The sequence below is a fragment of the Sphingomonas sp. UBA978 genome (genome assembly GCF_002292295.1).
In the GTDB taxonomy this organism is placed as follows: Bacteria; Pseudomonadota; Alphaproteobacteria; order Sphingomonadales; family Sphingomonadaceae; genus Sphingomonas.
This window is the reverse complement of the sequence record NZ_DBBS01000021.1, coordinates 316,303-333,037: the sequence shown is the minus strand read 5'-3', so window position 1 is coordinate 333,037 and position 16,735 is coordinate 316,303. Positions and strand designations below refer to the sequence as shown.

19 protein-coding genes, 1 tRNA gene and 1 pseudogene are annotated in these 16,735 nt (G+C 67.3%); 7 read left to right on the top strand and 14 right to left on the bottom strand.

Annotated features, from left to right (window positions below; genetic code table 11):
* From B2515_RS16635 to B2515_RS16615, 5 genes are all read left to right on the top strand, one after another.
* Positions 1-840 carry an alpha/beta fold hydrolase gene (locus tag B2515_RS16635; RefSeq protein WP_293878242.1) on the top strand — a complete coding sequence of 280 codons (840 nt, stop codon included), beginning with the start codon at positions 1-3 and terminating at the stop codon, positions 838-840.
* Complete coding sequence (locus B2515_RS16630) at positions 837-2,408, top strand: fatty acyl-CoA synthetase (protein WP_293878240.1); 1,572 nt, start codon at positions 837-839, stop codon at positions 2,406-2,408. The genes B2515_RS16635 and B2515_RS16630 overlap by 4 nt, the downstream gene beginning before the upstream one ends.
* A 213-nt stretch (positions 2,409-2,621) precedes the next feature.
* Entirely contained in the window at positions 2,622-3,227 is a 606-nt protein-coding gene (locus B2515_RS16625; protein WP_349676256.1) for a flavin reductase family protein, read from the top strand.
* The gene (locus B2515_RS16620; protein ID WP_293878238.1) at positions 3,227-4,405 is read left to right on the top strand and encodes an acetyl-CoA C-acetyltransferase; all 1,179 of its coding nucleotides are present in this window, start codon (positions 3,227-3,229) and stop codon (positions 4,403-4,405) included. Before B2515_RS16625 ends, B2515_RS16620 begins: the two co-directional genes overlap by 1 nt.
* A 13-nt stretch (positions 4,406-4,418) precedes the next feature.
* Entirely contained in the window at positions 4,419-5,180 is a 762-nt protein-coding gene (locus tag B2515_RS16615) for an SDR family NAD(P)-dependent oxidoreductase (protein ID WP_293878236.1), read from the top strand.
* Between the two features lie 161 nt (positions 5,181-5,341).
* Here B2515_RS16615 and B2515_RS16610 read toward each other — a convergent pair.
* The 5 genes and pseudogenes from B2515_RS16610 to B2515_RS16590 form a co-directional block, all read right to left on the bottom strand.
* A pseudogene (locus tag B2515_RS16610) lies at positions 5,342-6,354 on the bottom strand (IS3 family transposase); the annotation flags it as partial.
* A 62-nt stretch (positions 6,355-6,416) separates the two neighbouring features.
* On the bottom strand, positions 6,417-6,905 hold the full coding sequence (locus B2515_RS16605) for a hypothetical protein (protein WP_293878234.1): 489 nt from the start codon (positions 6,903-6,905) through the stop codon (positions 6,417-6,419).
* A gap of 3 nt (positions 6,906-6,908) precedes the next feature.
* Positions 6,909-7,454 (bottom strand): hypothetical protein, encoded by a 546-nt coding sequence (locus tag B2515_RS16600; protein ID WP_293878232.1) that lies wholly within the window; start codon positions 7,452-7,454, stop codon positions 6,909-6,911.
* A gap of 214 nt (positions 7,455-7,668) precedes the next feature.
* Positions 7,669-7,743 (bottom strand) — tRNA-Gln (locus B2515_RS16595).
* 79 nt (positions 7,744-7,822) lie between these two features.
* Positions 7,823-8,929: a branched-chain amino acid aminotransferase gene (locus tag B2515_RS16590; RefSeq protein WP_293878230.1), complete on the bottom strand. Its 1,107-nt coding sequence runs from the start codon at positions 8,927-8,929 to the stop codon at positions 7,823-7,825.
* A 60-nt stretch (positions 8,930-8,989) separates the two neighbouring features.
* Here B2515_RS16590 and B2515_RS16585 point away from each other — a divergent pair, with 60 nt between their 5' ends.
* Positions 8,990-9,478 carry a MarR family transcriptional regulator gene (locus B2515_RS16585; protein ID WP_293878228.1) on the top strand — a complete coding sequence of 163 codons (489 nt, stop codon included), beginning with the start codon at positions 8,990-8,992 and terminating at the stop codon, positions 9,476-9,478.
* Between the two features lie 35 nt (positions 9,479-9,513).
* Here the strand turns inward: B2515_RS16585 and B2515_RS16580 are convergent, their stop codons facing one another.
* The 5 genes from B2515_RS16580 to B2515_RS16560 all read right to left on the bottom strand — a co-directional run bounded on the left by B2515_RS16580 (position 9,514) and on the right by B2515_RS16560 (position 12,595).
* The gene (locus tag B2515_RS16580) at positions 9,514-10,308 is read right to left on the bottom strand and encodes a pyrroline-5-carboxylate reductase family protein (RefSeq protein WP_293878226.1); all 795 of its coding nucleotides are present in this window, start codon (positions 10,306-10,308) and stop codon (positions 9,514-9,516) included.
* 4 nt (positions 10,309-10,312) lie between these two features.
* Entirely contained in the window at positions 10,313-10,816 is a 504-nt protein-coding gene (locus B2515_RS16575; protein WP_293878224.1) for a YbjN domain-containing protein, read from the bottom strand.
* A gap of 97 nt (positions 10,817-10,913) precedes the next feature.
* A complete protein-coding gene (locus B2515_RS16570) occupies positions 10,914-11,195 on the bottom strand; it encodes an accessory factor UbiK family protein (RefSeq protein WP_293878222.1) in 282 nt (93 codons plus the stop codon).
* A gap of 26 nt (positions 11,196-11,221) precedes the next feature.
* Positions 11,222-11,791, bottom strand: coding sequence for a TspO/MBR family protein (locus tag B2515_RS16565; protein WP_293878220.1), 570 nt, complete (start codon positions 11,789-11,791; stop codon positions 11,222-11,224).
* Between the two features lie 51 nt (positions 11,792-11,842).
* Positions 11,843-12,595 carry a TlyA family RNA methyltransferase gene (locus B2515_RS16560; protein ID WP_293878218.1) on the bottom strand — a complete coding sequence of 251 codons (753 nt, stop codon included), beginning with the start codon at positions 12,593-12,595 and terminating at the stop codon, positions 11,843-11,845.
* 190 nt (positions 12,596-12,785) lie between these two features.
* Between B2515_RS16560 and B2515_RS16555 the strand changes: the two genes are divergently transcribed.
* Complete coding sequence (locus B2515_RS16555; protein WP_293878217.1) at positions 12,786-13,457, top strand: RBBP9/YdeN family alpha/beta hydrolase; 672 nt, start codon at positions 12,786-12,788, stop codon at positions 13,455-13,457.
* Between the two features lie 129 nt (positions 13,458-13,586).
* Here the strand turns inward: B2515_RS16555 and B2515_RS16550 are convergent, their stop codons facing one another.
* The 4 genes from B2515_RS16550 to dxs all read right to left on the bottom strand — a co-directional run bounded on the left by B2515_RS16550 (position 13,587) and on the right by dxs (position 16,706).
* On the bottom strand, positions 13,587-14,042 hold the full coding sequence (locus B2515_RS16550; protein ID WP_293878215.1) for a hypothetical protein: 456 nt from the start codon (positions 14,040-14,042) through the stop codon (positions 13,587-13,589).
* A 153-nt stretch (positions 14,043-14,195) separates the two neighbouring features.
* Entirely contained in the window at positions 14,196-14,657 is a 462-nt protein-coding gene (locus B2515_RS16545) for a helix-turn-helix domain-containing protein (protein WP_293878213.1), read from the bottom strand.
* On the bottom strand, positions 14,650-14,784 hold the full coding sequence (locus tag B2515_RS16540) for a hypothetical protein (protein WP_293878211.1): 135 nt from the start codon (positions 14,782-14,784) through the stop codon (positions 14,650-14,652). Before B2515_RS16540 ends, B2515_RS16545 begins: the two co-directional genes overlap by 8 nt.
* Entirely contained in the window at positions 14,781-16,706 is a 1,926-nt protein-coding gene (gene dxs, locus B2515_RS16535) for a 1-deoxy-D-xylulose-5-phosphate synthase (protein WP_293878209.1), read from the bottom strand. The genes B2515_RS16540 and dxs overlap by 4 nt, the downstream gene beginning before the upstream one ends.
* Between the last annotated feature and the right edge of the window lie 29 nt (positions 16,707-16,735).

The following is a 16,735-nucleotide window of genomic DNA, read 5'->3' as shown; positions in this document are numbered from 1 at the left end:
ATGGACTATTCCACCGGGCTCGACGCGCCGTTGCCGCTGCTCCGCACCGTCATGGCCGACGGACGGCGCTGCGGCTATCGGCAAACGGGCAGCGGCCATGGTGCCCCTGTCCTGTTCCTCCACGGGCTGGGTTCCTGTTCGGCTGGCTGGCGTGCGGTGCTGGCCGGGTTGCCGCCGGGCCGTCGTCTGATTGCCTGGGACGCTCCGGGCTTTGCCGGTAGCGATCCGCTGTCGGGGGGACGCTCCAGCGGCCATGTGGCGGCGGTGCTGGCACTCATCGACGCGATTGGCGTCGACCAGGTCCATCTGGTCGGCAGTTCCTGGGGGGCGTCGCTGGCGATTGCAGTCGCAGCGGCGACGGGGGATCGGGTGCGGTCGCTGACATTGCTGGCGCCCAACACCTGCTTCGGCGCGCTGCCGGAGAGCGATCGTGCGGCGGTGCGGGCGCAGTTGCTGGATCCGGGCTTCGTGACCGCGGCGGACAAGGACAGCTTCCTGTCGCTGCTGATCGCGGACGGTTCCCACCCGGTCGTGGCCGAACGCGCCTTCGCACTGCGCGATGCGCTATCGCTGGAAGGATTCACCCAGGCCGTGGAGATGATGCTGGCGACCGACACCCTGACCGATGCCCGCGCGCTGCGCATCCCCACCACGATCATGGTCGGGTCGAACGATCGCATCGCGCCGCGCAATGACCACGCACTGCCGATCGCTCAGGCGCTGTCGGGCGCGGAGCTGATCGACGTGGCAGGCTGTGGTCATCTCGCCAAGCTCGAGCGGCCCGAGGACGTCATCGATGCCGTCACCCACAGGGTCGCTCTGGCTGACGGTACGTGGTGACCGTTGCCGATTCCCCTCTGATCGGCACGGCGCGGCGCCAATCGCTGGGAGCGGTGCTGCGCCGGACCGGCATGCGCAACGCTGCACGGCCGGCAATCGTCTGCGGCGGCACGCACTGGACCTATGCCGACCTGGACGCCCTGGTCGATCGGCTGGCGCATGGCCTCGCGCGCCATGGCATCGCGCCGGGCCAGCGCGTGGCGATGATGTCGCGCAACAGTCACGCGTTCGTTGCCGTGCGCTTCGCTCTTGCCCGGATGGGTGTCGTGCTGGTGCCGATAAACTTCATGCTCCAGCCCGACGAGGTGCGCTATATCCTGGACGATTCCGGCGCCTGCGCTCTGTTTCTCGATGCGGAAGCGGCCGACGTCGGACGGCAGGCCGCAGCCGATATCGTGGCGCCCCTGTTCGGACTTCCGGGCGAAACCAGCACCCCTCCGGACGGTATCCTGAGCTGGGAGGCGCTGATCGTGGAGGGCGACACACCCTTTGTCGATGCCGGCGATGCCGACGCCCTGTTGCAGATCATCTACACCAGCGGGACCGAATCCCGGCCCAAGGGCGCGATGCTGACCCATGCCGCCGTGCTGTGGGAATATCAGAGCTGCATCATCGATTGCGAATGGACGCCCGACACGGTGGCACTCCACGCGATGCCGTTGTTCCATTGCGCCCAGCTCGACTGCATGCTCGGCCCCGCCCTGCAAGTCGGTGCGCTCAACGTCATCACGGCGACGGCCACGCCCGAGCGCATCTTGCCGCTGCTGGCGGCGCACGGCGTCACGTCGTTCTTCGCACCGCCGACGGTCTGGATCGCGCTGTTGCGATCGCCGCTCATCGCCGATGCCGGAGCGCTCAGGCTGGCAAAGGGCTATTACGGGGCATCGATCATGCCGGTCGAGGTGCTGGGCGAATTGCAGACCGTGTTTCCGGCGCTGCGGCTGTGGAACCTGTACGGCCAGACCGAGATCGCCCCGGTCGCCACGATCCTGTTCCCCGACGAACAGGTGGCAAAGGCCGGGTCCGCCGGGCGCCCGACCGTCCATGTGGAAACCCGGATCGTGGACGATGCCATGGCGGATGTCGCGGTCGGCGCGGTCGGCGAAGTGGTTCACCGCTCGCCGCAATTGATGACCGGATATTGGCGAAACCCGGAAGCGACCGCGGCCGCATTCGCGGGCGGCTGGTTCCACAGCGGCGACCTGGCGACGGTCGACGCCGACGGTTACATCACGATCGTCGACCGCAAGAAGGACATGATAAAGACCGGCGGCGAGAACGTGTCCTCGCGCGAGGTGGAGGAAGCCCTCTACGGCCATCCCGCAGTGTCGGAGGTCGCGGTCGTCGGGTTGCCGCATCCGCAATGGATCGAAGCGGTGACCGCCTTCGTGGTGCGCAAGGAAGGGTGGCCAGCCGACACGGACGACATCATGGCGCATTGCCAGCGCCAACTGTCGCGCTTCAAAATCCCCAAGCAAATCATTCTGGTCGAACGACTGCCGCGCAATGCGGCCGGCAAGATCCTGAAACGCGACCTTCGTGACGCGATGAAAGCCCATTATCTTTAACGTCCGGCGGCCTTCACGCGTCGGCATCCATTCCCCCGGCGGCCGATCCCCCGGCAGCCGATATGCTCCGAACCATGGGAGAGACACGGTGAGTGACCACACCTGCCGCGTGATCGAAACCGTCGGCCTGTCGGCATACGGTCACGACAACGCGATCCGTGCGGCCGTCGCGCAGGCGCTTGCCCGCGCCGATGTGACGGGCGTAAACTGACGATGGACACCGCAACCGTCACGGCTGATCCGCCCGTCATCGATCCACTCCGGTATCGGCAGGTCCTCGGCCAGTATCCGACCGGAGTCTGCGTGGTCACTGCTCGGTCGGCGGAGGACGAGCCGATCGCGATGGTCGTCGGTTCGTTCGGCGCGGTTTCGCTCGATCCGCCGCTGGTCGCCTTTTTTCCGGACCGCACGTCGCGGAGCTGGGCGCGTCTGCGGGATCGCGAACATTTCTGCGTGAACATTCTGAGCGCGGACCAGGAAAGCGTCTGCCGCAAGCTTTCCTCGAGGGACGCCGACAGGTTCGCAGGCATCGCCCACCGCCTGTCGCCCCGCGGGAACCCGATCCTCGACGGCGCGGTCGCGTGGATCGAATGCGAACTATATGGCATCGCCGATGCGGGCGATCACGAGATGGCGACCGGCCGCGTGCTGGCAATGGACGTCGCCGGTGACGGACTGCCGCTGCTGTTCTTTCGCGGCGGCTACGGCCGGTTCACCCCCGCCGCAAGGGTGACGGATCCGCAGCGGGACATCCCCTCGACGCCGCTGTGCAGCGTCGATCGCCCGGACCCGGGCCTCAACCCCGACCAGGACGTGTGATGACCGAGCCCGCCTATATCGTCGACATACTCCGCACGCCCGGCGGCCGCCGCAACGGCGCGCTTGCCGCGCTGCATCCCGCCGACCTGGGGGCCGTCAGCGTGGATGCGCTCCTGCGGCGGACCGGGGTGGACCCGGCCGCCGTCGACGATCTCATCTTCGGCTGCGTCAGCCAGGTCGGCGAACAGTCGAACCATCTCGCCCGGCATGTCGTGCTCGCCTCCCTGCTTCCGCAATCGGTCCCGGCCGTCACGATCGACCGCCAGTGCGGCAGTGCGCAGCAGGCGCTGCATTTCGCCGCACAGGCCGTGATGTCCGGGACCCAGGACATGGTCATCGCCGGCGGGGTCGAGCATATGACCCGCGTGCCGATGGGTTCGCCCGTCCGGCTTGCTGCCGACGCGGGGCTGGGGAGCGGACCGCTCAGCGAGCGCATCAAGGCGCGCTATGCCGTGGCGGAGTTCAGCCAGTTTACCGGCGCCCAGATGATCGCGGACAAATATGGCTTCGATCGGGAGGCGATGGACCGGTTCGCGCTCGACAGCCACCGCAAGGCGGCCACGGCGATCGCGCAGGCCGCCTTCGATGCCGAGATCGCCCCGGTCGAGGTGAGGCTCGCCGACGGCACCACCCTCATGCACCGGCGGGATGAAGGCGTCCGCCTCGATGCGTCGCTGGACGCCATCGCCGCGGTGAAACCGATCGTCGCGGGCGGCGCCATCACCGCGGCCAACGCCAGCCAGGTCACCGACGGATCGTCCGCCGCGCTGGTCGTCAACGCGCGCGCGTTAAAAGTGAATGGCCTCACCCCCATCGCCCGCATCCATGCACTGGCAGTGACGGCGGGCGATCCGGTCGTGATGCTGGAGGAACCGATTCCGGCGACCCGCAAGGTGCTGGCGCGCGCCGGGCTGGCCTTGGGCGACATCGACTTGTTCGAGGTCAACGAGGCCTTTGCCTCAATCCCGATGGCGTGGCTCGCGGCGACCGGCGCGGATCCGGCGCGCCTGAATGTGAACGGCGGCGCGATCGCGCTGGGGCATCCGCTGGGCGCGACCGGAACCAAGCTGATGGCGACGCTGGTGCACGCATTGCGCGCGCGTGGCCTCCGCTGGGGATTGCAGACCATGTGCGAAGGCGGCGGCATCGCCAACGCCACGATCGTTGAGGCATTGTGAGGGGCATGCACGCATGAAGCTGCATAACGTCACCGCCGTCGTCACGGGTGGCGCATCGGGTCTCGGCCTCGCGACCGCCGGCATGCTGGCCAGGCGTGGTGCCAGGGTCGCGATCCTGGACTTGAACGAAGAGGTCGGTCGGGCGAGCGCAGCCGATATCGGCGGCCTATTCGTCCGGGCAAACGTCTGCGATGCAGACAGCGTCGGACAGGCGCTGGATGAGGTCGGCGAGCGACTCGGCGTTGCGCGCGTGCTGGTCAACTGCGCCGGCGTCGCCCCGGTCGGCAAGACAGTCTCGCGAGAGGGCGCTCCCCACCCGCTCGACCAGTTCCGCCGCGCGGTCGAGATCAACCTCGTCGGCACGTTCAACATGATCGCGCAGTTCGCCGCGAGGTGTGCAACGACCGAGATCGTTGGCGAGGAGCGCGGGGTCATCATCAACACGGCCAGCGTCGCCGCCTATGACGGTCAGATGGGCCAGGCCGCCTATGCGGCATCCAAAGGCGGGGTAGTCGGATTGACGCTGCCCGTCGCGCGAGACCTGGCGCAGCTGCGCATCCGGGTAATGACGATCGCACCAGGCATATTCCTGACCCCGATGCTGATGGGCCTGCCCCAAGCCGCGCAGGATTCTCTGGGGCAGCAGGTGCCGCACCCCAGCCGGCTCGGCCATCCCGACGAATACGCCCAGCTGGTCGACAGCATCATCGCCAACCCGATGCTGAACGGCGAGGTGGTCCGCCTTGACGGTGCCATCCGCATGGCGCCGCGCTAGTTTACTCTGACGGTGCCCCGGTTTCTCATCCGGGTTGAAGGCGAGCTTCCGGCGTTCTTGAGCCTCACCCCGTCTTTGGTCCGGTCTTTATGAAAAAAACCGGCTCTCTTTTCGTCAGGGCAGGCATGTCTGCCCTGACGAAAAAGCGCGCTCCATCGGGTCTGGTTGCCGAGGGAGCTATGCGGACGGTGCTCGTTGTAATCGCGTCGCCACGCCTCACATTTTACCCGTGTGTTGTCCAAGCTCAAAATCCAGTATGCGTTGAGGCATTCGAGCCGCACTCGGCCATTGCACGCCTCTGCGAACGCATTGTCGGTCGGCTTTCCGGGCCTGCTGAAGTCCAGCACCACATCATGCTGGTACGGGCACAGGTCGAGATCCTTCGAGATGAATTCCGGGCCATTATCCAGACGAATGCGCTTTGGAAGACCGTGTACCGCGGCAATGCGGTCGAGCGTCTCGACCACGTCAGAGCCGCGGTAGCTCGTCCGTACGTCGAGCGCCGGCGACACACGCGTGAAGTTGTCGACGATCGACAGCACGCGGATCTTGCGCCCGTCAAAGAGCTGGTCCGACAGGAAGTCCATCGACCAGCATTCGTTTGGCGCCTTTGCCGGCGTCCGGTCGTCGCGCAGCTTTGCTTTTACCTTACGCTTGGGTGTCTTGTTGCGCAGCTGCTGCCCGGGTTCGCGATACAGCCGATAAGTACACTTGTGGTTGATCTGCCAGCCCTCCCGCCGGAGCAGCACGCGGATACGTCGGTACCCGTAACGAACACGGGTCGCAGCCAATTCCTCGATCCGCATCTTGAGGCCGGCCTGATCGAGGCGGCGGGACTAATAGCGCGGGGTCAATCGATTGATTGGAAACGCGCCGCAAGCTCGCCGTTCGCTGAGCCGGTAGCTCGCCTGCAAATAGCCGACGATCTCCCGGACTCGACCAGGCCCTACATTTTTCGGCGGATGACGTCCTGGAGCATCTCCTTGTCCAGGCTGAGGTTCGCCACCAGGCACTTAATGTCCGACGGCATCAGCCCACCGTATTTGCTGCGTCATCGGTGATAAGTCTGGATGGAAATGCCGGCCTTCCGGCACACATCCTCAACGGTCGTTCCATCCTCAGCCTGCTTGAGAATGAAGGCTGTCTGCTGCTCACCGAACCTCGACTTCTTCATCGGCGGATTTCCTCGTCCGGCATTTGCAAACCTAACCGGGAGCCTCAACAGCGGCTTGATCTTCAGCCAGATGGTGTTGAAGAACACATCGCCCAACGGTCGTCCGCCCTTGCCGGGCACGATTTCCAGAAAATATACTCTTCGCCAGCCGCCCGCATCGCGGCGACGTAATCCATCAGCCCAAGCCGGCGAAGTTCTGCGCAGATGGGAACCTTCCGGGCGCTCTTGGCGGTCTTGACCCGCCCGGCACGGGTATTGCGGATGTCGAAATAGGGGACGCCATCTTGCTCGCCGATGTCCTCAACAAACAGCTTGCACGCTTTTTCACGCCGCATATACGCCTCGACCACCTCCAACGGACTCATGCGCGCGTAGCGCTGCCGTTCGGCCTTCTCATCCTCCTCATTCCATTGCTCGGGGTCCGCCGCGACATTCGCTGCGGTTGGCGCGGACGTGGCAGCGGCTACCGGAGCCACGGTTTGTACAGGCGAAGGGGTCACCACGCCGAGGGGCCGCATGATCGCCACCGCCACGGCCATCCGGTTGGCCATGTCCTAAAATGCCGGATCAGCGTAGGAAGCCGCCGCTGCGGCTCGGGCTTGGCACATGATCTGGCGTGCGGCCTCACCACGATCGCCGACCTCGTCGATCCCCACCCGATTTAACAGATCCCGCGCCTCGTTCAGCAGATCCTTCGGCAGGTCTGGCGCTCGGCCGAACATCGCATAAAGATGCCCCCGCGCTTCGTCATCAAGGTCTGCGAAGCGGCGGTCGAAGCCGCCAACATAATCGATGCCCAGAAAATCGCTGAAGCCGTTGTCGGCGAAATCGCGGTTCGCCGCGCCATAGATGGCCCGCATCTGCGCGAAGCGTTCCGCGACGCGGCCTTCGCCGTCCTGCTGGATCGACTGATGCTGATAGGCGAGCATGTTCCGGTAGCGGACCATCTCCTCCTGGAACACGGCACTGGCCTGATCGGCGGTCAGCCCGTCACGCTCAATCTTCTCGTACAGGCTCATACGTACCGTCTCGCTCCGCCCGGTCATCGCCACCGCGCGTCGACGCGCGACCGGCTGATCCTTCGTCAGAAGGCTGACCATCGTCACAACGGTTATAGGTTTTGCGCTCGCTGGCGCCAAACGCAGTCTTCAACGCCACCAATAGACAGCGCTGCGGCGGGTGACGTTCTCGATCGCTGGCATCAGGGACTGGCTCCATCGACTGGCGTCAATTGACGCCACTACGATGGTTGAATCCCTGCCAAGTCACAGAAAACCGCGGTTTTCCGTCCCCTTAGCTGGGGCAATCAGTGACTGGCTGGGGCGGCAGGATTCGAACCTGCGGATGGCGGCACCAAAAGCCGCTGCCTTACCACTTGGCGACGCCCCAACGGAGGCGGCCTTATAGCCGGGTCGGCGGGCGTGAAAAGCCCCGGCGACAGGTCTTTTCACGCTACCCCGGCAAAAGCTCAGTCGAGGCGCTGCAACCAGCCGTGCGCATCGGGGGCGCGGCCGCGCTGGATCGCGGAGAGGGCGTCGAGCATGCGCTGGGTCAGCTGGCCAGTGCCGCCGCCGCCGATCGTGAAGCGGCCGTCGGGGCTGGCGACCTCGCCGATCGGGGTGACGACCGCGGCGGTACCGCAGGCGAAGGCCTCGGTCAGGCGACCGCTGGCGGCGTCGGCGCGCCACTGGTCGATGCCGTACAGCTCCTCGCGCACCACGATGCCCTGATCGCGGGCGATGCGGATGATCGAATCGCGGGTGATGCCGGGCAGGATCGTGCCGGTCAGCGGCGGCGTCACCATCGATCCGTCGTCAAAGACGAAGAAGACGTTCATGCCCCCCAGCTCCTCGACCCAGCGGCGCTCGACCGCGTCGAGGAAGACGACCTGGTCGCATCCCTGCCGGATCGCCTCGGACTGGGCGAGCAGGCTGGCGGCATAATTGCCCCCGCACTTCGCCTCGCCGGTGCCGCCGGGGGCGGCACGGGTGTAATCCTGACTGACCCAGATCGACACCGCGCGCGCGCCGCCCTTCCAATAGGCGCCGACCGAGGAGGCGATCACCATGTAGAGATATTCGGACGACGGCTTGACGCCGAGGAACGCCTCGCTCGCGAACATGAACGGGCGCAGGTACAGCGCGCCGCCGTCGACCTCGGGAAACCAGGCGCGCTCGGTGGTGACGAGCTGGCGGCACGATTCGAGGAACAGCTCCTCGGGCAGTTCGGGCATCGCCAGCCGCCGCGCGCTGTTGTTGAAGCGGCGCGCATTGGCGTCGGGCCGGAACAGCGCCATCGCCCCGTCGTCGAGCCGATAGGCCTTCAGCCCCTCGAAGATCTCCTGCGCGTAATGGAGCACCGCGGTCGACGGATCGACGGTGATCGGCGCGCGCGCGGTGATCGCGGCGTCGTGCCAGCCCTTTGCCTCGTTATAGCGGACGACGGCCATATGATCGGTGAAGACCCGCCCGAAACCGGGGTCGACGAGGCGCGCGGCACGCTCGTTGGCGTCGACCGGCGTCGCGCTGGGGTCGAAACGAAAAGCGGCGGAACCGGACGTTAAAGGGGCGTTCATCGATTTCTCTCAGGCATCAGGGGTTGCGGATGCGTACGGGCGGTGTCTAAACCGGTCAACATGGCTGCCACAGCTCCCACCGCTTCCGCCCAGTTCCTCCGCGAGCCCGAACTCCGTCGCGGCATGGAGCTTTTGTATTTTGGCCACAGCCATCTCACCCGCTCCGTCGATCAGGGGCTCGCAGCACAGGGATTGGGCCGCGCGCACCATCGTGCTCTCTACTTCATCGCCCGCAAACCCGACCTGACGGTCAGCGAATTGCTCAATCTGCTGGCGATCACCAAACAATCTCTGGGCCGCGTACTCAACGAACTCACCGACCGCAAGCTGGTCACCACCCGGCCCGGCGAGCGCGACCGTCGCCAGCGACTGCTACGGCTGACCGAGGATGGCGCGCGGATGGAGAGCGATCTGTTCGAATCGGTCCGGATCAAGATGTCGCAAGCCTATCAGGCGGCGGGCCAGGATGCGGTATCGGGCTATTGGGCGGTGCTGGAGGGGATGATCCCCGAACCGGATCGCGCGCAGGTCGAAGGGCTGCGGTCCTGATAAGCGCGGCCTGACGGACCGGCGCGCCTTCAGGATCAGCGTGCCGCCGCCGCCATCTCGCGATTGCGCCGCGCCGATGCGGCGAGCGTCTCGGTCAGCAGCGCTATCAGGGCGTGGTCGCGATCGAGCACGTTCAGCCCCTGCCGCGTCGATCCGCCGGGGCTGGCCACGCGATCGGCGAGCACCGCCGGCGTGACGTCGGCCGCCGCCGCCATGACCGCGGAACCCTCCAGCGTCGCCAGCGCCAGCCGCGCGGCCTGATCGCCGGGCAGGCCCAGCGCCGCGCCGGCCTGCGCCAGCGCATCGGCGAAGCGGAAGACGAAGCCGGGGCCGCAGCCCGCCAGCGCGGTGACGTCGTCGAACCGTGCTTCGTCCGCGATCCATTCGACGAGGCCCAGCGGCGCCATCAGCGTCGTCAGCGCCGCGCGCATCGACGCATCCTCGGTCACCGAATGGAGCGCCACCACGCCCTTGCCGATCGCCACCGGCAGGCTGGGCATCGCCCGCACCACCGCCGCGGCCGCGCAGAGCGGGGCGAGCGTCGCGACCTCGACGCCGGCGAGGATCGATACCAGCAACCGCGGCGCATGACCCGCCAGCGGACCGTCGCGCAGCGTCGAGAGCTGCTGCGGCTTCAGGCCGAGCATGATCGTGTCGAACGCACCCTCCTCGGCGCCGGGAATCGCCGTCACCACGCGTACGCCCTCGGGCATCGTGCGACCGCTGGGGCTGACGACCGTCACGTCCGCGGGGGCGACCACGCCGGCGTCCAGCCAGCGGCGCAGCATCGCGCCGCCCATATTGCCGGCGCCGACCATCAGCAGCCGCATCGGTTCAGGCCTCGCCCTGCGTCTCGATCAGCGCCGCCGCCAGCGCATCCTTGGGCGACTTGCCGCCCCAGAGGACGAACTGGAACACCGGATAGAAACGCTCGCATTCCTCGATCGCCGATTCGACCAGCAATTCGGTCGCGCCGAGCGACATCGTGCCCTCATCCTCGCCGTCGATCATCGCCGCATGCCGGTACAGCAGCACGCCGGAGGTCGACCAGAGTTCGAAATGGCCGATCCACAGCTGCTCGTTGACCAGCCCGATCGCCTCATAGACCGCGCTGCGGCGGTCGTCCGTGACCTTGATGTCGGGGAAGGCGAGGAACTGCAGGACGCTGTCGTCCTCGCGCCACAGGGCGCGCAATTCGTAGCTCGTCCAGCTGCCCTTGACGGTGGCGACGATCTCATCATCGTGGCGCTCGAACTCCCAGCCATGCGCGGCGTAATACGCCTCGAGCATGTCGATGGGGGCGGCGGGTTCCTGATCGTGTTCAGCGTGGTCGAGCATCGTTACGCCTCTTATCGCACGACAAGGCTGCCGAGGCAAAAAGGCCCCGGCAACCCCGTCGTGGACAAGGGTGTCGATAAATCTGTGGAAAAGTTGGTCAGGCGGTGGGGACCGGGTCGCCGACGGGCTCCGATGCCCCCGCCCTGGCCTCGAGCGCCTCGATTCGCGCCTTGAGCGCGTCATTCTCGTCGCGGGCGGCGACGGCCATCGCCTTCACCACCTCGAATTCGTCGCGGCTGACGAAATCGAGCCCGCCGATCCATTCGCGCACACGCGACCGCGCTCCGGACTCGGCTTCGCGGCCGACGCCCGCCAGCGTGCCGGCGGCGCCGTTCACCAGCTTCACGAAATCATCGAACAGGCGGTTGTCGGACTGCATATTTCTCTTCCCGGCGTCTGGTTGCGTCACAGCATCTGGGAGGTATGCGCCGCCGGCACAAGGGTTTCCGCATCGGGGTTCAGTTGACCGATCCGCCACGTCAGCACGCCGGCGAAACTGATCCACACCAGATAGGGCACCATCAGCCACGCCGCGAGCGGGCGGATGCGCCCGAACAGGATCGTGGTCAGGATCGCGAGCACGAGCATCGCGACGATCACCAGCAGCGCCGCGCCGACCTGATGCATGCCGAAGAACAGCGGCGTCCAGACAAGGTTGAGCGCGAATTGCGCCGCGAACAGCCCCAGCGCCAGCCCGCGCCCCTTGCCGCCGCGCGCATGCAGGATCAGCGCGACCGCGAAGCCCATCAGGATGTAGAGCGTCGTCCAGGCGATCGGGAAGACGATGCCGGGCGGCGTCAGTGCCGGTTTCTGCAGCGCCATGTACCAGGTATTCTCGCTGCCCGACGGCACCGCGCGACCCGAGGCGAAACCGAGCAGCAGGATCAACGGTACGGTAAACACTGCCCAGCGCAGGAACGACATCCGCAACTGACCCCTGGATGCGATGCCGCCCACCCGATGCTCCTCGAACATGATGCCGTCGCCTTGCCGCGTCGCGCAGGTTTCGTAAAGCGTCCGATCCGATTATCGTTCCGTCAACGGTTCGTTTCGGGACGCGGCGACCAGATATTCCACATTGCCCTCCGGCCCGGTGATCGGACTCTCGACGACGCCCGCTACCGTCCAGCCCGCCCCGTCCAGCCACGCGACCACGTCGTCGCACACGCGCGCGCGGATCGCGGGATCGCGGACGACGCCGCCCTTCCCCACCTCGTCGCGCCCCGCCTCGAACTGCGGCTTGATGAGCGCCATCAGCCGCGCGCCGGCGGGAGCGAACTCCATCGGCCGCTCCAGCACCTTGGCGAGGCCGATGAAGCTCGCATCGCAGACGATCAGGTCGACCGGTTCCGGGATATGCGCCGGGGTGAGGATGCGCGCGCTCGTCTGTTCGTGGACGATGACGCGCGCGTCCTGTCGCAGCTTCCACGCCAGCTGGTTGGTGCCGCTGTCGACCGCATAGACGCGCGCCGCGCCACGGGTGAGCAGCACGTCGGTGAATCCGCCGGTCGACGATCCGACGTCGATCGCCACCGCATCCGCGACATTCCACCCGAAATGGTCGAGGCCGTGCGCCAGCTTGATCCCGCCGCGCGACACCCAGGGGTGGTCGCGGCCGCGGACGTCGAGCACGACGTCGTCGGCGAACGCCTGCCCCGGCTTGTCGACCTTGCGGGTCCCCGCGAACACCAGCCCCGCCATGATGAGCGCCTGCGCCCGCGTCTTCGATTCGGCGAGCCCGCGGGTCACGAGCATCTGGTCTGCGCGGGTCTTTGCCATCGCCGCTCCCTATCGCGGATGATGCCGCCGCGTCACCCCATTCGGTCCGCCGCTGCCGCTCATCGGACTGGCGCAACCGCTATTGCCTACCATCGCGGTAGGATTATCTTCGGGGCTTGAGGGACGTGTGGAACGGCGTGTCCCGGACCGCCGCATCGACACGTTTCCCGCCACGGAGGGAGATGCAGCCATGACCGGATTTTCCAGTTTCGACGCCGCGCAACCGACCATTCTGACCGTGCCGGGCCTCGGCGGCTCCGGCCCCTCGCACTGGCAGACGCTATGGGAGGATTCCCGCCCCGACACCGTCCGTGTCGAACTCGGCATGTGGAACACGCCGCACCGCAACGCCTGGGTGACCAAGCTCGATCAGGCGATCGCGCGTGCCGAGGCGCCGGTTATCCTGGCCGCACATAGCCTCGGCTGCCTGGCCGTCGCATGGTGGGCGGAACTCAGCCCGCAGCCCTATGGCTGGCCGGTGGCGGGCGCGCTGCTCGTCGCCCCTGCGGACGTCGACCGGCCCGAAGCGCCCGCCGAACTGCGCACCTTCGCGCCGACGCCGAAGACGCCCCTGCCCTTCCCCTCGATCGTCGTCGCCTCGAGCGACGATCCTTGGATCGGCATCGACCGCGCGCACAGCCTGGCGGCGCAATGGGGCAGCCATTTCGTCGATGCCGGGCCGCAGGGCCATCTCAACGCCGCCAGCGGCATCGGCTGGTGGCGCGAGGGGCAGGAGCTGCTCGGCCGCGTCATCGCCGCCAGCACCGACGGCCACGGTCATGCCCGTGCCGCCAGCGACGCCCGCTCGATCCTCGCGATCAACGCGACCGACGCCGCGCAGGACCATTACCTCGGGCGATGACGGTTCACCCGACGGGCGCGAACGGGTTCACGGCTCCCGGGCGCCCGTCGATCAGGAGGCCGGCGTGCAGGTCCTCGCATCACCGGCCGTTGGCCTCTTCCCATAAGCGGCGCCCGACGGCACCCGGCACTACCGCCCGCTTTGGAACCACAGCATCGCGGGTTCCGCGGCGACGCCGTCGGTCGCACTCACGAAGTTGCGGAAACGGGGGGCATTGAAGCCGATCGCATAGACCGTGTCGGGCCGCGCCGTGCAGGTCATCGAAAAGGTGCGACCATCCGCGGACTGACGCGGTCTGCCATCGCAATCGGGATAGGCGCCCTGATCGCGCGTGACGAACGAAAAGCTGCCGGGGCGCATCGCCCGATCGAACGTCACCGACAGAACATAGGGCCCCGGTGCGATCCGGGCCCCGGCAACCGGCACGGTGGCGACGACGTGCGGTACGTTGGCGGGCAGGCGCACCGGATAGGCGACGAAGGGCGCGCCATCGCCGGCCCCTTCTCCACCCGTGGCAAGGCTCGCGACGTCGGCGAACCCCAGATCGCGCAGGCCGCGCAAGGCGATCTCCTGCACCGCGAGCAACGCCGCACCCGATGACGATCCCGGCCTGAGCGCGCCCGCGACCTCGCACAGCGTCGCCCCACAGGTGACGCGCAGCTTCGCAATGCCCGGAACCCCGCCGAAGCGGTTGAGCAGCGCCGCCTCGCTCTCGCCTGCCCATATGGCGTCACGCGTTTAGCCACGCAGCTGCCGGTACAGATCGCCCGGCTGGCCGCCCTTGTCGACCACCAGGTCGCCGAGCAGCGGATCCCGCGCCGTTTGGCCGCTTTGTATCATGACACCGGCGAGCAACGCTCCCGCCAGGCCAAGGCTGATGAGGACGGTCATGGGATGAAGACCCTTTCGCAGACCGACCGTCGCACCATGCGACGGCGGCAGGTCTTGCTCCTCGACAGGCCGCGTCGTCGCCACCCCGATTTTGTCGTCCCGATTTTCTTGTGCCGCCAGCGCCCGCGCCAGTTCCCGACTGCTCGCCGCGCCAGTCTTGCGCCGCGCCTCGCGCAGCCGCTCGTTGACGGCATGGACACTGGTGCCGAGCACCACCGCGATCGTCTTGGCGGTATGCCCCTCGGCCAGCATCGCCAGCACGCGCCGCTCCGCCTCGTTGAGCGAGGCGGCGCCGGGCAGGTCAGTCACCGCCCGCCTCGGTTTCGCGCCCCTTCGCGGTCGCCGCCTTCATCGCCCGGTACATCCGCACGTTCAGCGCCACCAGCACGACGACGGCCAAGGCGATGATGATCGCCGCCTTCACCGGTCCGCTCAAGCCCGCGCGCCCTCGCTCACGCCCGCGCTGTTGTGGCGCAGCGTCGTCAGCACGGTCTGGACGATGTGATCGGCGTCGAGCCCGGCCTCGGCATATTGCTTCTCGGGCTTGTCCTGGTCCTGAAACGTGTCGGGCAGGCGCATCGTGCGCAGCTTGAGCCCGCCGTCGATCAGCCCCTCGTCGCTCGCCAGCGTCAGCACGTGCGCGCCGAAGCCGCCGACCGCGCCCTCCTCGATCGTCACCGCGACCTCATGCGAGGTCAGCAGGCGGCGGATCAGCGCCTCGTCGAGCGGCTTGGCGAAGCGCAGGTCGGCGACCGTCGTCGACAGGCCCTTCGCCTCCAGCACCTCGGCCGCCTTCAGCGCCTCTTCCAGCCGCGTGCCGAGCGACAGTATCGCCACCGTCTTGCCCTCGCGGACGATACGGCCCTTGCCGATCTCCAGCCGCTGCGCGACCTCGGGCAGCGCGACGCCGGTCCCCGCCCCGCGCGGATAGCGGACCGCGATCGGGCCGCTGTCGTGCACCGCACAGGTGTGCGTCATATGGACCAGCTCGGCCTCGTCCGCCGCCGCCATCACGACGAAATTCGGCAGCGTCGCCAGATAGGTGACGTCGAACGACCCGGCGTGCGTCGCCCCGTCGGCGCCGACCAGCCCCGCCCGGTCGATCGCGAAGCGCACCGGCAGGTTCTGGATCGCGACGTCGTGCACGACCTGGTCGTAGGCGCGCTGGAGGAAGGTCGAATAGATCGCGCAGAACGGCCGCATCCCCTGCGCGGCAAGGCCGGCGGCGAAGGTGACGCCATGCTGTTCGGCGATGCCGACGTCGAACGCGCGGTCGGGGAATGCCTTGGCGAACCGGTCGACGCCGGTGCCGGACGGCATCGCCGCGGTGATCGCGACGATCGTCGGATCGCGCATCCCCTCCTTGACCAGCTGGTCGCCGAAGACGTTCTGATATTGCGGCGGGCCCGGCGGCGCCTTCGCCTGCGCGCCGGTGATGACGTCGAACTTCTGGACGCCGTGATATTTGTCCGCAGCCGCCTCGGCCGGGGCATAGCCCTTGCCCTTCTTGGTGACGACATGGATCAGGATCGGCCCCTCCTCGGCGTCGCGGACGTTCTCCAGCACCGGGATCAGATGGTCGAGGTTATGGCCGTCGATCGGGCCGACGTAATAGAAGCCCAGTTCCTCGAACAGCGTGCCGCCCATCGTCATGCCACGGGCGAATTCGTCGGTCTTGCGCGCCGCCTGATGGAACGGCCGCGGCAGGCGGCGGGCGAATTTCTTGAGGATGTCGCGCACCCCCAGGAATTCGCGACTCGACACCATCCGCGACAGATAGGCCGACAGCCCGCCGACCGGCGGCGCGATCGACATGTCGTTGTCGTTGAGGATCACGACCAGCCGGTTGCCCGCCTGTTCGGCGTTGTTCATCGCCTCATAGGCCATGCCCGCGGACATCGACCCGTCGCCGATCACCGCGATGCCGCGCCCCGGCGTGCCGGCGAGCTTGTTCGCCACCGCGAAGCCCAGCGCCGCGGAGATCGAGGTCGAGCTGTGCGCCGCGCCGAACGGGTCGTATTCGCTCTCGCTGCGCTTGGTGAAGCCGCTGAGCCCGCCGCCCTGGCGCAGCGTGCGGATGCGCTCCCGCCGCCCGGTCAATATCTTGTGCGGATAGCATTGATGGCCCACGTCCCACACCAGCCGGTCGCGCGGCGTGTCGAAGACGTAATGGATCGCGGTGGTCAGCTCGACCACGCCAAGTCCGGACCCGAGATGTCCGCCGGTCGATCCGACCGCGGAGATCGTCTCCTGCCGCAGCTCGTCGGCGAGCTGGCGGAGCTGTTCGGGCTTCAGTTTTCGCAGCTCTTCCGGCGTCTTGACGGTATCGAGCAACGGCGTTTCGGGTAGTTCGGCCATCGGGCCCGTCTACGCGCTAAGTCGGAACG

What these genes read in the sequence shown, in the direction of transcription:
- B2515_RS16635 (WP_293878242.1), top strand. Translation starts at nt 1, where the DNA reads ATGGACTATTCCACCGGGCTCGACGCGCCGTTGCCGCTGCTCCGCACC.
- B2515_RS16625 (WP_349676256.1), top strand. Translation starts at nt 2,622, where the DNA reads ATGGACACCGCAACCGTCACGGCTGATCCGCCCGTCATCGATCCACTC.
- B2515_RS16620 (WP_293878238.1), top strand. Translation starts at nt 3,227, where the DNA reads ATGACCGAGCCCGCCTATATCGTCGACATACTCCGCACGCCCGGCGGC.
- B2515_RS16615 (WP_293878236.1), top strand. Translation starts at nt 4,419, where the DNA reads ATGAAGCTGCATAACGTCACCGCCGTCGTCACGGGTGGCGCATCGGGT.
- B2515_RS16605 (WP_293878234.1), bottom strand. Translation starts at nt 6,905, where the DNA reads ATGGCCAACCGGATGGCCGTGGCGGTGGCGATCATGCGGCCCCTCGGC.
- B2515_RS16600 (WP_293878232.1), bottom strand. Translation starts at nt 7,454, where the DNA reads ATGGTCAGCCTTCTGACGAAGGATCAGCCGGTCGCGCGTCGACGCGCG.
- B2515_RS16590 (WP_293878230.1), bottom strand. Translation starts at nt 8,929, where the DNA reads ATGAACGCCCCTTTAACGTCCGGTTCCGCCGCTTTTCGTTTCGACCCC.
- B2515_RS16585 (WP_293878228.1), top strand. Translation starts at nt 8,990, where the DNA reads ATGGCTGCCACAGCTCCCACCGCTTCCGCCCAGTTCCTCCGCGAGCCC.
- B2515_RS16580 (WP_293878226.1), bottom strand. Translation starts at nt 10,308, where the DNA reads ATGCGGCTGCTGATGGTCGGCGCCGGCAATATGGGCGGCGCGATGCTG.
- B2515_RS16575 (WP_293878224.1), bottom strand. Translation starts at nt 10,816, where the DNA reads ATGCTCGACCACGCTGAACACGATCAGGAACCCGCCGCCCCCATCGAC.
- B2515_RS16570 (WP_293878222.1), bottom strand. Translation starts at nt 11,195, where the DNA reads ATGCAGTCCGACAACCGCCTGTTCGATGATTTCGTGAAGCTGGTGAAC.
- B2515_RS16565 (WP_293878220.1), bottom strand. Translation starts at nt 11,791, where the DNA reads ATGTTCGAGGAGCATCGGGTGGGCGGCATCGCATCCAGGGGTCAGTTG.
- B2515_RS16560 (WP_293878218.1), bottom strand. Translation starts at nt 12,595, where the DNA reads ATGGCAAAGACCCGCGCAGACCAGATGCTCGTGACCCGCGGGCTCGCC.
- B2515_RS16555 (WP_293878217.1), top strand. Translation starts at nt 12,786, where the DNA reads ATGACCGGATTTTCCAGTTTCGACGCCGCGCAACCGACCATTCTGACC.
- dxs (WP_293878209.1), bottom strand. Translation starts at nt 16,706, where the DNA reads ATGGCCGAACTACCCGAAACGCCGTTGCTCGATACCGTCAAGACGCCG.